This is a genomic window from Streptomyces sp. GESEQ-4, assembly GCF_017948455.1.
Lineage (GTDB): Bacteria > Actinomycetota > Actinomycetes > Streptomycetales > Streptomycetaceae > Streptomyces.
Genome location: NZ_JAFFSU010000020.1, coordinates 1 through 12984, shown reverse-complemented (window position 1 = coordinate 12984; position 12984 = coordinate 1). Strand labels below are relative to the sequence as shown.

The window sequence follows — 12984 nt, the reverse complement described above, 5'->3', positions numbered from 1 at the left end:
GTGGAATGCGACCTCACCAGGCGCTGGTCTTCTTGTGTTCCACGTATTTCGAGAAGGTGTCTGAGCAGGACGGCGCGAGATCCTCTTCGCTGCGTGCACGCGGCTGATTCCTCTCATCTCGTATGGCGGGAGAACAAAGACATGACGACAACGCTCATCACCGGTGCGAACAAGGGGCTCGGGTTCGAGACCGCCCGCCAGCTCGTGGCCGCAGGTCACACGGTCTACGTCGGTGCCCGGAGCCTCGAACGGGGCCGCGGAGCCGCAGACCAGTTGGGCGCGCGCTTCGTCCAACTCGATGTCACCGACGACGGCTCAGTGTCTGCGGCGGCCAAGGCCATCGAGGCCGACGGCGGGCTCGACATTCTGGTCAACAACGCAGGGATCGAACCGCGAACCGCGGACGGCGGTTTCGTGCCCCCAGCTGAGGTAAACGCCGATTCGGTGCGGACCGTATTCGAGACGAATGTGTTCGGCCAGGTCCGGATGCTCCATGCGTTTCTTCCTCTGCTGCAGCGTTCCGCCGCCCCTGTCGTGGTCAACGTCAGCAGCGGTGCTTCGCTCATGCGTGAACTTGTGGACCCGAACTCGCCGGCACACTTCTATCCCGACATCGCGTACCCGTCTTCGAAGGCCGCGGTCAACATGCTCACGGTCCAGTACTCGAAGGCTTACCCCGACGTGAGGATCAACGCTGTGGATCCGGGGTTCACCGCAACCGACCTCAACCACCACGCCGGTCACCAGACTGTCGCGGAGGGGGCGGAGATCATCGTTCGGATGGCGCAGGTCGGCCCTGACGGCCCCACGGGTGGGTTCTTCGACGCCAAGGGAACCATCGCCTGGTAGCTGCCCGGTGCCGGCGCCCCGGCACGCCTCCGGACGCCGGTCCGGACCGACAAGGCACACCGGAAGGAGACGTACATGTCCGAGGTGAATATCAAGCCCGCAGTCGGATTCATCGGCCTGGGCGACCAAGGGGCACCGATCGCTCAGGCGATCGCTGATGGCGGCTTCCCGCTCCATGTCTGGGCCCGTCGTCCGCAGTCCTTGAAAGTGCTCGACGGCTACTCGCACACCGCGCATGAGACGGTCGCCGAACTCGCCGCTGCGAGCGAGGTAGTGGGACTGTGCCTGAGCGAGGATTCCGACACCATCGAGGTCGCCGACCGAGGCGGACTGCTGCGGAACATGCACCACGGCGCTGTGCTGGTCAATCATGGCACCGGTCTGCCGCAGGCCGCCCGCGAACTCGCGCAGCTGGCCGCCGCCCACGGCGTTGATGTCGTGGACGCTCCAGTGAGCGGGGGACACGCCGTCGCGGTCGCCCGCCAGCTCACCACGATGGTCGGCGGTGACCGATCGGCCGTGGAGCGTGTGACGCCGGTTTTCGAGACATTCTCGAAGTCGGTCATTCACGTAGGGGCGACCGGTGCCGGCCAGTACGCCAAGCTCTTCAACAACGCGCTGATGATGATGAACCACAAGAACGCCGTCGACGTGCTGCGGCTGGCCGAGAAGCTCGATCTGCCGGTGCAGCCACTGCTGGACGTACTCCGCTCAGGGTCCGCGGCCAGCTTCGCCCTGCAGGCGGTCGGTCCGTCCATCACCTCGGACAACGTCCAGCACCTGCAGTCGCTGGAACTCATCGACATGCAGTTGTTCACTGGAGCGGTCGAAGACCTTGGCAGCCAGGCGACACCCGTGATAGATCGCGCGACCTCCGGCGCACGCGAACTCGACGAACTCACCGGCATCGTCGGAGCGTGAGGCCACGTCGGCAGCACTCGACGACTCCAACCGTGGAACGGCGCACACCACCGTCGGACAGGAATACCAGTACGTGCTTGCCTTCCTCATGGGCTCCTTCGCCGGCGGCGTCCTGTTCACCAACTGCGGCACCGGCATGCAGCGCTCGGTCCGTCCCGGGCACTTGGGGCGAGGCTCCGTCGCGCAGCTGGTTGATGAACTCAGCTGGGGCGGTGCAGGCTTCTGGCAACTGACCGTCCTGCCCGTGCTCGGCCTCGTCGGTCTTGCGTTGGCTGATTCCTCCAGGACTGCGATGCCGCATCGTCCGGGAGCAGACTAGCCAGTGCAGCGCCGGGTGGGTCCGGGAACCATGAGGCCGCCATCATGAGTGGGCACGACGGCCTCGGAGAGCGCGTCGGCTCGCGAGTGCCAAGAACAGCCCTTCGGCTCAGTCGAGTTCAGCGGCGAGGCGCTCCAACTGGTCAGCGAGGCTGGGAAGCGAGTTCTCGTCGAGGTGATCGACGACCCGTCTGCGTGCACTCGCAAGATTGGTCGGATAAGCGGACACGAGTCGCCGCCGTCCTTCCGGCGTCAGGGTCGCCACGCTTCCCCGGGCGTCGTGGGCATCACGCCGCTTCTCCACCCAGCCTCGCGTCTGCATGGCATTCACCACTCGCGAAATACGGCTGGCGGACAGTGCTGTCGCCGTGGCGAGATCGGTCATACGCAATTCGCACTCCGCGGCTTCGGAAAGGTGCACCAGGACCGCGTACTCGGACATCGTCAGCCCGGTTGCCTTCAAGAGGTCGTCGTCCAACGCCTTGGGCAGCGCGACCATGACCCGCATCAGCGCACGCCAGAGGCGATCCTCTGTTGAGTTCAAGGGAACATCCGATGTCACCTGAGCAGACTACCTGGGCCGCATGCCCGCTCCGCCGGACGGGTGCTGACCTGGCCCGCAAACCCGGAAGTTCGTCGAGCTCTGCCCGTTCCGCACCCGCAGTTCTCTGAACCTGCTTGCTCTGGGCGCTACGGATTTGTGAGGTTCTCGGGACATGCTTGACGCTTCCTGGCTGTCCTCACGTTGGATACTACTCGGATCTTGCTGATGGGGCCCGGAATTCCTCCGCTCCTTGACGGCGATCTCTTCGCCTTCGTGGAGGATGCGGAAGTGGGTGTCCCCGATGATGACGGTGACCAGCTTGCCGGCGTTCTTCTTGCCGAGCTTCAGGCGTTGTCTGGTGACCATGATCCTTCCGCTGTCGCTCACGCGTCGATGCACCCGCATGGCTCCGGTCGGCATTGCCGGTGCGGGAAGGCGCCCGCTCGTGGTTCTGACCCCGCGCAAGGAGGGCAGTTGCTCGCGGCTCACGGGGCGAGGCCAAGTGCCGATGAGCGTCTCGCGACGACAAACGGTCAAGGAAGTCCTGATGCACTACACGGCCAGTCACGGGTGCTGGTCAGGCAGGCAATGTGAAGAGGCGGTACTCGGAGACCGCAACGAAACCGAGGCGCCGATACAGCAGCTCGCCGGCCGGGCTCGCCGTGAGGGCGGCGCACTTCATGCCGCGCTCCCGTCCGACGCGCAGGGCTGCCGCCGTGAGAGCACTGCCCACGCCGAGTCGGCGGTGGGTGTCGGTGACGTGGACGAGGAAGATGCCGGCGACCCCGTGCGCCGTGATCACCACGGTGGTGCCGATGGCCTGGCCGTCCAGCACTGCGACAAGCCTGACCATGTCTGCGTTGTCCGGGCGCTGTGCCTCGATCCGTACCAAGTCGTCCTGGAGGTCGGACGAGATACCAATGGAAGCGCTGTAGGTACGGACGAGATCGGCCAGACGGCCAGGATCTGCCACCCTCTCGATCCGCAGGCCGATCGGTGGCTCATCCTGCTTCGCCGCCCGGTCGAGCGAGCGGACCATCAGCGGAAGGGCGCCGAACTCCACTGCCCCGTGATCGACGAGAGCGGTGGACGTGCCTTGAGGGCTGTCGGGGCCCACCCACCACCACCAGGGAACGCCAGTGAGTCGCTTACGAGCCTCGTCCAGCGCGTACCCGACTCTGTTGAGGTCCCGCATGCGGACCACACCGTTGAACTGAGGCTGGGCGAGCCCGCTGCGGTAGTAGTCCGCATCGCCCTCGCCGCGCTCCGCCTCACCCCATCCCATCAGGTACTGCCGGAAGTTGGAAGTGACGTGACCGAGGTCCACGTCGGGTGGGAAGTCCGTCGGGGAGGCAGCGTCGGAGGCGCGCGCGGCTGTCGATGTGTTGATGTCTGACACTGTGATCACTCTCGGTGTGGTTCTGCATGGTCTTCGTGGTCCCAGCAGTTCTGGGCCGCACTAGCTCCCTCCACAGTAAGTGATTGTTGCTTGCGTAGGCACACATGTGGCATCGTGATGGCGGGCTTCCGGCGGTTCCGTCGGCTCGTGCCCGGCACCCGCATGGTGTCTGGTCGGTCGACGGTGGGCGCGCTCACGGCAGGTTTCGTGCTTTGGGCGGGGCCGGCCCTTGGCAGGCGGGCTCGACGCCGCCGTCGCGGGCGCCTCCGCCAGTTCGTTGCGTGAGATCCAATGAAGAGGAACGTCAGTGAATTCAGCAGTCAGCGAGCGCATGGCCGACGTGCGCGACATGTATATGGCTCACACCATGATGCGCAGAGAATTCCGGCTGCTCCCGCAGCTGGTGCGCGACGTGACGCCAGGTGACATCAAGCGTGCAGAAATCGTCGGTGCTCATGCGGAGTTGCTGTGCCTCGTGCTGCACCTGCACCACGAAGGGGAGGACCTCGTGCTGTGGCCGCTGCTGCTCGAGCGCGGTGGTCAGGAGGCCACCTCCGTCGTACCCGGCATGGAGGAGCAGCACCATGCGATCGAGCGAGCGCATGCAACGGTGACGGCCCTTCTTCCGAGCTGGCGTGCCACGGCCCGGGGCGGGGATGAACTTGCCTCTGCCCTCGACCAGCTGCTGACGGTGCTCCTGGAACACATGGCGCTCGAAGAGAAAGAGATCCTTCCGCTGGCCGCGAAACACGTCACCGCGGCGGAGTGGGAACAGATGGGGCAGCACGGGATGGCCAAGAGCCCGAAGAAGACCCTCCCACTGACCTTCGGCATGGTGATGTACGAAGGCGACCCAGCGGTAGTCAAGGCGGTGCTGGCTCACGCGCCGCTGCCGGCCCGGTTGCTCATGCCGCACATCGGGCCGCGCCTGTATGCCTCACACGCCAAGCGCGTCCACGGGACGCCCACTCCGCCCCGCCTTGGCAGTTGACCGGGCAGACGACTGCTCCTGTCTGTCGAAACGCCGCCAGGCGGCGGGGCGCAAGGCTGTCGCGGGCCGACCGTCCGTTGCTTGGGATAGGCGCATTCTTTCGCGTGGGCCGACGGCAACCGCATAGTCGGCGCGCTTGTCCGACGCCCAATGGGCCATCTGTGAACGGAAAGCCATCATGAAGATCGGGTTCGCCCTCCCATACCTGAACAACCTCGCCCATCAGGTGGATCGGGCGGCAGAATTCGCCCGAGAAGCAGAGAAGGCCGGGGCAGCGAGCCTTTGGGTGGGAGACCGCAATTTTGCCGCAGTCAATCCCAAGATCGGGATAGGGGGCGTCGGCGACACGACCATCCCGGTCGAGTACCGGACCGCGGCGGATCCCTTCGTGCTGCTCGGCGTCGCGGCCGCGGCGACGGATCGGATCAGCCTGGGCACACACGTTCTCATTGGGCCGATCTATCCGCCGGTGCAGTTGGCCCGCAGCCTGACCACGATCGACCTGGTCAGCGGCGGGCGTCTGATCCCAGGCTTTGGAGTCGGCTGGTCTCCCGAGGAGTTCGAGTCGGCGAACGTTGATTTCGCCAGGCGCGGCGCGCGCATGAACGAGCTGCTGGATGCCCTGGAGCTGCTGTGGACCGTGGACCCGGTGGAGTATCACGGCCGCCATCTTGAGGTGCCTCTGCAGCATGCACCCCTCAAGCCGGTGCAGAAGCCACGGCCGCCGTTCTACATCGGTACGGCGAGTCGGGTCCGAAGTGCGCTCCAGCGTGTTGGGGAGCGTGCCGACGGCTGGCTTCCGGCATGCATCGTGCCGGTGTACGTGGATGCTGATGCCGTGCTCGCGCAGCGTGCGCTCATTGACGGGTTCGCCGTGGCGGCAGGGCGCGATCCGGCGCACATCGACACGATCATGCGCGTCAACGTTGTCGAAGGAACGCCACTGACCCAGGTCTCGGATGTGATCAAGTCCCTGGCGGAGCGCACCGGTATCGATCACTTCATGGTGGAGTCGATGTCTCTGCCCCACATCGATGCTTCGATGGAGCTGGTCACGGAGATGACGACTCTCATACAGCGGGGCTGAGGGCCGGCACGGCCGGTCTCTCTCACCTCGTACGGGACGGCGCAGTCGAAGAGCTGGGCGAACAAGCGCCGTCCATGGTCGGCCCTGGGCCGGTCGCGAACTCGACGACCTGACACGCATCGTCGGAGCTTGAAGCGTCCCCTGATCCCGCGTCGGCACAGCACAGGCCGCTGGCTCCACAAGAACCAGCAGGAGTGAACCCACGACGGCTCACCAGCTCCGGTAGGGATCACGTCGCCAGTTGAACAGCAGTAAGAGCAACTCCATGTCGGAACGCAACTCCGAGCACCAACCACGCCCCCGCAACTCACTGGCCACCAAGGCGCTCCTGTTGCCTGCCCGCCACGAGCGAATTTGCCGAGCACGGTCACGCCGGCGCGCGCATTGATCGCATTGCGGAACGCGCTGGTGCGAACAAGCGACCGATCTACGTGTACATGATCAGATGCATGCCCTTGTGGAAGCGGTAACGCTGCCAAACGGCGATCTGTAGGCCTTCGCAGCCGCCCCGTACGACTACATCATCGCCAACCCCGAAGTGGGAAGGATCGCCGCCTGGCGATGTTCCGAACAACCCGAACCGTCTGCAGCCGAGATCGAGAGCTTCAGGGACAGGGTCCGCCTGGTCGAGGCAGTGCAGCGAGCAGGGAGGCTCCGCGGACATCCCCGCCATCGACCTCTTCGCGATCGTGCTACGCCTGACTGAGAGCTGGCTGAGCGCCCCCCGGCCCTGAAGGCTGCAAGCGGAGAGGACTCCCTCGCGGGGCAGCGACTCGCCGAGCACCGCACTGCCCTGCTGGAGGCGGTACGCGGCGTCGTCGAACCGCGACGGCCGTGACCGGGGGTCTGATCTCACACCCGATTGGGGCGTGTCTCTGCCCAGCACCGTGTGCGCCCTGAACTCCTCAGCTTCCCTGACGCGGCGTCAACTCACCGTGGATGCAGCTGTGAGGATCAGTTCCGCGATGTCCTTCGGGCGGGAGATCAGGGACAGGTGTCCGGCGTTGACCTCGATGGTCTGTGCTTTCATACGGCGAGCCATGAACCGTTCCAGGTCGGGGTTGATCGTGCGGTCGTCCTTGGAAACTGCATACCAGGACGGCTTGGTCTGCCAGGCTGCCGCGCTCGTGGTCGGTGGGGTGGTCGAAAGCAGCCCCTGCGCGGCGTAGAGGGTGAGGGCCTCCTGGCGGGTGACACCGTTGGCGAAGTCCCGCAGGAACGCCCGCTTGTTCAGCCATCTGAAGCCGTCGGACGTGATGACGCCGGAGGTGACGGGGGGTGTGGGGAAGCGGGCCGACAGGGCGGCGAAGTCTTCTCCGGCTTCGGGGGCGCGCGCGGCGACGTAGACGAGGCCAGCGACGTTGTGAGCGAGTCCTACTTCGGAGATGACAGTGCCGCCGTAGGAGTGGGCGGCGAGGATGACGGGGCCGTCCTGGCGGGCGAGGGCGAACCTGGTCGCGGCGGCGTCGTCGGCCAGAGACGTCAGGGGATTTTGAACCGCTGTCACGTTCATGCCGGCATGCTGGAGCAATGGAATGACCTTGCTCCATGACGAGCCGTCGGCGTAGGCGCCGTGGACAAGAACGACGTTGCGTACCCGATGGGTTCGGTTGGGCAGGCCTGCTGCGCGGGCGGCGGTGGCGGATGCCCCTTGGGCGGCTGCGAGTGATGCGCTGAGCATGGTGAACCGGCGTCGGCTGATCAAGGCGTTGCCTCTTTCCACGAGTTGCGATCTCTGATGGTGCGGAGAAGACGCCGGGATGCGTCACACACCGCAGCTTGGCTCGGTGACCAGGGCTTCCCAGCGCAGGTGGTTCAGTTCCTCACCGAGTGGAGGGAGTTCACAGGCCTTCTTCAGCCATTCCCGTCTCGTGTGGGGCCGGTGTGCCCCGGTGCCGTGGCTCCGCGTGATGCGAACCGAACACCTACCAGAGGACGGCCCTTGACCGGCACGGGGCCACTCCGACCATCCGCGATCCCACTGGATCTGAGTAACCCATGCGCAGGAGACCGCATCGGGCGTGCCAGGTAAGGGTCGGTTTACCGTGAAGCTGGAAGTCGACGGTAATCAGAACGGACGCACGTAGGTGCCCCACGAGGGGGTCCGGAGCGGCGAGTCACCGGTGACGGTCTTGCGCTCGTGCTGTGTGCCGGTGTGCAGCGTTCCATCCGGTTCACGGTGTGTCGCCTTCACGACAGCGGACCGGTGCCTCGACGCACGTGCGATGGAAACGCTTAGGCCGATCGCCGGACATGCCGATCACGAACGGCGGTGAGATGCCGGTTGCTGTCAATGGATACAGGCTGTGGTGCGACGTCGCTCCGAGCGAGGATGTTTCGACCATCGTCCTCCCTGCTCGATTCCGTGCAGCACTTGCCGTTCCGGGAACGGGGTCGGCCGACTGGTATCGCTGCGTGCGGCGCAAGCCCGCCAGGTGGTGGGGGAGACGGACGCTGAGGAGGGGGCGGGCGGCCCGTGGGGGCCATCGACGTGGACCTGCTGTCCCCTGGAGCTAGAGATCGCACACCTGCACGCCGTGGCGGTCACGGCCGGGGCGGGGCTCGTGGTCGGAGGGTTCATGCTGTTGGAGGTGTGAGAGCACTGGCTGGGATTCGAGGAAGGAGCCCGTGTGGTCCTGGTCCAGCCGGGACGGCCGTGCGGCGATGATTGCGGTTTCGAGGCCAAGGTCCTGGGGCCTGGCGGCCGGGACGTTGGGACCGGATTGTCGCAGGCGCGACTTCTTGGGGTGCTGCCGCCATCGCCCGTCATACCCGTGCTTGCGCTGACGAGTTATGTGAGGCCGGCTTCGAATCGCGGTCGAGGACCAGCATTACATCGGCACATTCGCCGCAACAGTGCCGGTGTGCTCGCCTTCTTCGTCGTCATCGCCTACGCCGACATGGGACTGCCGTCGGCCTTCAGTCTCGTCATCCGGCAGGCCGCACTCGTGCCCACCATGATCGGCCTCGCCGCCGTCCCGTCGGTTGGCACCGTCCTCGCCGTCATGATCACTCTTCATAGCGACACACCTGGACGCTGACCGGCGACCGGCTCCGGACGCCGGTCAGCGTCCGGAGGCGGGGCAGCCAGATCGGCCCCAACGGCACGTGCCGCCACTGGCGCATCGTGGCCTGGGCCAACGACGGGTTTCGCTCCGCGGTTGAGGTCACGGCCCACACCGTGGAACCTTCGCCCGGGCGCGCAAGTCTCCGCATCGAACACGGATGGCAGCGGGCCGGAAATGAGCAGACCGCTCTCGACCGGCTCCGAGTTCATTTCAGGGCGTCCGGCCCACGATCCCGATCACTTCGACACATCGACCCAGACGGTCTTGCCTCGGCCGTTGGGGGAGCTGCCCCAAGCGGAGGACAGCCACTCCATGATGCCCATTCCTCTGCCGTGCTCAGCGACGGCATTGGCTTCGTCGGACTGGGTGACGGAAGTCGGGACGGGGGGCGTGGCATCGGTGTCGCGCACCTCGAGGTGAACTCGGTCGGGGTATTCGCGCAATCGCACCTCGACCTCGCTGTCAGCGTGAATGAGGGCGTTGGTGACGGCCTCGGACGTGATGACCTCCAGGTCGTCCGAGAGGTGGGCGAGATGCCGCTGTTCGAGGTATCCACGTACGAAACGCCGGGCCGCTCGTACGCTGCCGATGTCGTGCCGGGCGATCCACATCTGGTCCCCTCTGGGCATCGGGCCCAACGGGCCGCCTTCGTAGAGGGCCAGGAGCAGGACCATGTCGTCATCCCGGCGCGCGGATCGTGCAGCCTGGTCGACGGCCTCGTCTGCGAGCCCCTCGAGGGACTTTCGCTCTACGCCCTCCATTGCCTGGAGGAGTTCACTGGCCGCCGAGATTGGGTCGCCGTCCGGCTCGCGTGCAATGCCATCCGTGTACAGCATCAGCAAGCTGCCTGCCGGGACGGGGATTTCGGTCGTGGCGTAGCGATGGTTGGAGATGACCGCGAGCGGCGGATTGGACGGCACCGGCGGGAGAATCAATTCGCCGTCCGGCGTGCGCAGCAGGGGCGCGGGATGTCCCGCCGAAGCGATGTCGGCCGTTTCTAACTCCGGGTCGAAGCGCACAAAGCAGCAGGTGGCATAGATATCAGCCTCGAGTTCGGCGAGCAGTTCACTGGACCTGGCCATGACGGTGGCCGCGTCGTGGCCTTCGGCAGCATATGCGCGCAGCCCACTGCGGAGCTGCCCCATGATCACCGCGCTGTCCACGCCGTGTCCCTGGACATCGCCGACCACCAGGCCCACCAGCTTTCCGGGCAGTGGGATTACGTCATACCAGTCGCCGCCCATGCCTGCGGAGGCAGGCGGGGGTAGGTAGCGTGCCGTGGTGACAACCTGCGACAAGGCCGGAATGCTGCGGGGGAGAAGCTTTCGTTGCAAGGCATCTGCGAGGCACCGTCCTGCTTCGCTGAGGCGTTCGCGCTCCAGGGCCACGGCCAGATTGCCGGTCATCATGAGCAGCAGCACCTGCTCGTCGGTCTCGAAAACCCGGGCGTGGTCGAAGCCCAGCAGGCAACTGCCCACGACACGGTCGCCTGCGGTCACCGGCAGCACCGCCATGGCCTGGAGGTCGCCGATGTCGGCCTGCGGAAACAAGTCGCTCACCGTGCGGGCATCAGAGAGGTAGAGGGGCTGCCCTGTCCGCAGTACGTTCGCCGAGGGAATCGCGCTGTCGAGGTGCTGGCGATGGATGGCCTTGGCGAGTCCCGTCGCTCGGCGTTGGCCCACGACGCGGAGTCTGCCCTGGTCCGCAATGGCGACGACCAGTGTCTGCCCGCCGAACGGCCTGACGATCCAGTCATCGGCCGCGCGCATGACCTCTTCTATCCCCGAGGCCTGGTTGAGGGCCTCGGAGAGCATGTGGAGCTGATACATCTGCGTGAGTGCCGGAGAGCCTCCGAGTTCGGGAACTCCCCAGGTGGGCCAGCCGCTGCCATGGCGTGGCGCTTTCGACGCGGCCGTTTTGCCGCTGGCCAGGGGGATGACTGTGGGAGCGGGGCCGGACGCAGGGCGCATTGATTCGCTGGAGCGCCCGTCGATGAGTGACTCCACCGTCTGCTCCGCCAGATGCGACATGAGGTTCAGGAGATGAGGCATGTCGTACGGACGCGGAGGTGACCACAGGGCGGTCAAGATGCCGATGACCCTGCTTTCGCCCATCAGCGGAGCGGTGACGAATGAGTGCGGGTAGGGGATGAGCCGGAGCGCGCGCTCCTCGCCGCCTGTGAGGATCGGAAGAGCTGAGCCGATGGGATCTCCAGTTCGCGGAACAGCCGCCGAAACGAGCGGGCTGTCACGCGGGATGCGCTGCGGGATCGTGAAGACGAAAGGCGGTTCACCGCCTACTGCTGTCGCGACCAGATCCCCTGCGTCGGCGTCGATCAGGTAGACCACTGAGAGGAACGCGCCGAGTTCATGGGTGGCCTGGCGCAGGGCATCCGCGAGAACACGATCCTGCCGGACTCGAGCGGCAAAGGCTTGGCCTCCGGCTCTGTCCATCATCACCTCCGGCTCTCGGGTGTGCCCAACCAGGCAGAGACTATGACTCAAACTTGGATACGGGTAATTATGAGGGCATTTACGCCTATTAGATGCTTCATTCGTGCCGTATGCACCGCGTTGCCACTACTCCGCTCAAGGGCTTCCCATAGTGGTGGAAGGACCAGCTGCGCCGAGAGGGCTGTCCCGTCCCGTGGCGGCGCCGTCGAGATCCTCGACGGGTGTGGTCGAAGGCGCCGTAACCAGGTGACCGTCTGGGGTACGGGGCCCGGCGATCTGCGGCTGCGCCGTGTGGGCGCGAGTGACCAAAAGCGATGCCGCAGGCAGGCAGCGGCGGGGCTCAAGGGCCCCGGCTGGGTGCCCGCCGGGATGGTGTGTCAGACCATGGCGAGCCGATCCATCAGCAGCTCCACCCTCCGCTCGGCGTCCCCCGGCGGCAGCGAGTGATCCACGTCGGCGCTATCGGTGCTGAACAGTCCGGCGAACGTTCGGAAACGCCATTATTATGATCACCGTGGGCAACGTCGATCACCCGCGGGAGCTGGAGCTGACCGGCATGGACCTGTTCGCCGCCGCCGCGCAGCACCTGGGTGAGGACCGGGGCACCGCGGATCGCCGGAGCACGGGGCCTGGTCGAATTGACCGCGCCGACGGGGAAGTGACGCCATGAAAAGAAGACGCCAGCAGTGATCACGGCACTGATCGACGCGACGACAGTAACGCCGCCGACTCCGATGCTTTCATCGCCGCCTTCAGTGTCGCTTATGTTCGCGAGTGAGGCTGGGAGTTCACAGGAGGCGAAGGGACGAGATCTTCACCGTCGTCAGCATGTAGGTTTCCGAGCTGATGCACCCACATCCGGGTGGCTCGTGTGCTGTGAAGAGGTAGTCTGCTCCGGTGACATCGGATGTTCCGTTGAACCCAGCAGAGGAACGCTTTTGGCGTGCTCTGATGCGGGTAATGGTTGCTTTGCCGAAGGCTTTGGATGACGATCTTCTGAAGGTAACCGGACTGACGATGTCCGAGTATCAGGTCCTGGTGCACTTGTCCGAGGCCCCGGAGCGCGAAATGCGTATGACGGACCTTGCCGTGGCGACGGCCCTGTCCGTCAGCCGTATCTCGCGAGTAGTGAATGCCATGCATACGCGGGGTTGGGTGGATAAGCGACGCGATACACGCGATGCCCGGGGCAGCGTAGCGAGCCTCACTGCCGAAGGGCTGCGCCGACTCGAGTCCGCTTATCCGACAAACCTGGCGAGCGCGCGCAAGCGCGTCATTGAACATCTGGACAAGAGGTCATTGGCCAGCTTCGCTGGACAGCTCGAAACTATCAGTGCTCAACTCGATTAAAGGT

At 65.5% G+C, this 12984-nt stretch carries 12 protein-coding genes and 1 pseudogene; 9 read left to right on the top strand and 4 right to left on the bottom strand.

Annotation, left to right across the window (positions count from 1 at the left end; genetic code table 11):
- The first annotated feature begins 141 nt into the window (after nt 1-141).
- The 3 genes from KCH48_RS30730 to KCH48_RS30720 all read left to right on the top strand — a co-directional run bounded on the left by KCH48_RS30730 (nt 142) and on the right by KCH48_RS30720 (nt 2089).
- Nucleotides 142-849, top strand: coding sequence for an SDR family NAD(P)-dependent oxidoreductase (locus KCH48_RS30730; protein WP_210578329.1), 708 nt, complete (start codon nt 142-144; stop codon nt 847-849).
- Entirely contained in the window at nt 850-1770 is a 921-nt protein-coding gene (locus KCH48_RS30725) for an NAD(P)-dependent oxidoreductase (protein WP_282615202.1), read from the top strand.
- A 73-nt stretch (nt 1771-1843) separates the two neighbouring features.
- Nucleotides 1844-2089 carry a hypothetical protein gene (locus KCH48_RS30720; protein ID WP_210578325.1) on the top strand — a complete coding sequence of 82 codons (246 nt, stop codon included), beginning with the start codon at nt 1844-1846 and terminating at the stop codon, nt 2087-2089.
- A gap of 108 nt (nt 2090-2197) precedes the next feature.
- On the opposite strand, the gene KCH48_RS30715 is transcribed toward KCH48_RS30720, so the two are convergent.
- Nucleotides 2198-2650: a MarR family winged helix-turn-helix transcriptional regulator gene (locus KCH48_RS30715; protein WP_307840995.1), complete on the bottom strand. Its 453-nt coding sequence runs from the start codon at nt 2648-2650 to the stop codon at nt 2198-2200.
- 559 nt (nt 2651-3209) lie between these two features.
- Nucleotides 3210-4031, bottom strand: coding sequence for a GNAT family N-acetyltransferase (locus KCH48_RS30710; RefSeq protein ID WP_307840994.1), 822 nt, complete (start codon nt 4029-4031; stop codon nt 3210-3212).
- 307 nt (nt 4032-4338) lie between these two features.
- Between KCH48_RS30710 and KCH48_RS30705 the strand changes: the two genes are divergently transcribed.
- The 3 genes and pseudogenes from KCH48_RS30705 to KCH48_RS43510 form a co-directional block, all read left to right on the top strand.
- A complete protein-coding gene (locus KCH48_RS30705) occupies nt 4339-5022 on the top strand; it encodes a hemerythrin domain-containing protein (RefSeq protein WP_307840993.1) in 684 nt (227 codons plus the stop codon).
- Between the two features lie 136 nt (nt 5023-5158).
- Complete coding sequence (locus tag KCH48_RS30700; RefSeq protein ID WP_246886136.1) at nt 5159-6109, top strand: TIGR03619 family F420-dependent LLM class oxidoreductase; 951 nt, start codon at nt 5159-5161, stop codon at nt 6107-6109.
- Nucleotides 6110-6617: 508 nt separating this feature from the next.
- Nucleotides 6618-6815: pseudogene (locus KCH48_RS43510) on the top strand (hypothetical protein); the annotation flags it as partial.
- Between the two features lie 219 nt (nt 6816-7034).
- Here KCH48_RS43510 and KCH48_RS30685 read toward each other — a convergent pair.
- Nucleotides 7035-7790, bottom strand: coding sequence for an alpha/beta fold hydrolase (locus KCH48_RS30685; RefSeq protein ID WP_246886144.1), 756 nt, complete (start codon nt 7788-7790; stop codon nt 7035-7037).
- Between the two features lie 1183 nt (nt 7791-8973).
- Here KCH48_RS30685 and KCH48_RS30680 point away from each other — a divergent pair.
- On the top strand, nt 8974-9150 hold the full coding sequence (locus tag KCH48_RS30680) for a hypothetical protein (protein ID WP_210578316.1): 177 nt from the start codon (nt 8974-8976) through the stop codon (nt 9148-9150).
- A 263-nt stretch (nt 9151-9413) separates the two neighbouring features.
- Here KCH48_RS30680 and KCH48_RS30675 read toward each other — a convergent pair whose 3' ends face one another.
- Nucleotides 9414-11633: a SpoIIE family protein phosphatase gene (locus tag KCH48_RS30675; RefSeq protein WP_210578314.1), complete on the bottom strand. Its 2220-nt coding sequence runs from the start codon at nt 11631-11633 to the stop codon at nt 9414-9416.
- Nucleotides 11634-12144: 511 nt separating this feature from the next.
- Between KCH48_RS30675 and KCH48_RS30670 the strand changes: the two genes are divergently transcribed.
- Together KCH48_RS30670 and KCH48_RS30665 are read left to right on the top strand one after the other, a co-directional pair.
- A complete protein-coding gene (locus KCH48_RS30670) occupies nt 12145-12300 on the top strand; it encodes a hypothetical protein (protein WP_210578306.1) in 156 nt (51 codons plus the stop codon).
- 227 nt (nt 12301-12527) lie between these two features.
- On the top strand, nt 12528-12980 hold the full coding sequence (locus KCH48_RS30665; protein WP_307840992.1) for a MarR family transcriptional regulator: 453 nt from the start codon (nt 12528-12530) through the stop codon (nt 12978-12980).
- Nucleotides 12981-12984: the final 4 nt, after the last annotated feature.

Bases quoted from the DNA above. Each gene is read 5' to 3' on its own strand.
- KCH48_RS30730 (WP_210578329.1), top strand. From the start codon at position 142: ATGACGACAACGCTCATCACCGGTGCGAACAAGGGGCTCGGGTTCGAG.
- KCH48_RS30685 (WP_246886144.1), bottom strand. From the start codon at position 7,790: ATGCTCAGCGCATCACTCGCAGCCGCCCAAGGGGCATCCGCCACCGCC.
- KCH48_RS30675 (WP_210578314.1), bottom strand. From the start codon at position 11,633: ATGATGGACAGAGCCGGAGGCCAAGCCTTTGCCGCTCGAGTCCGGCAG.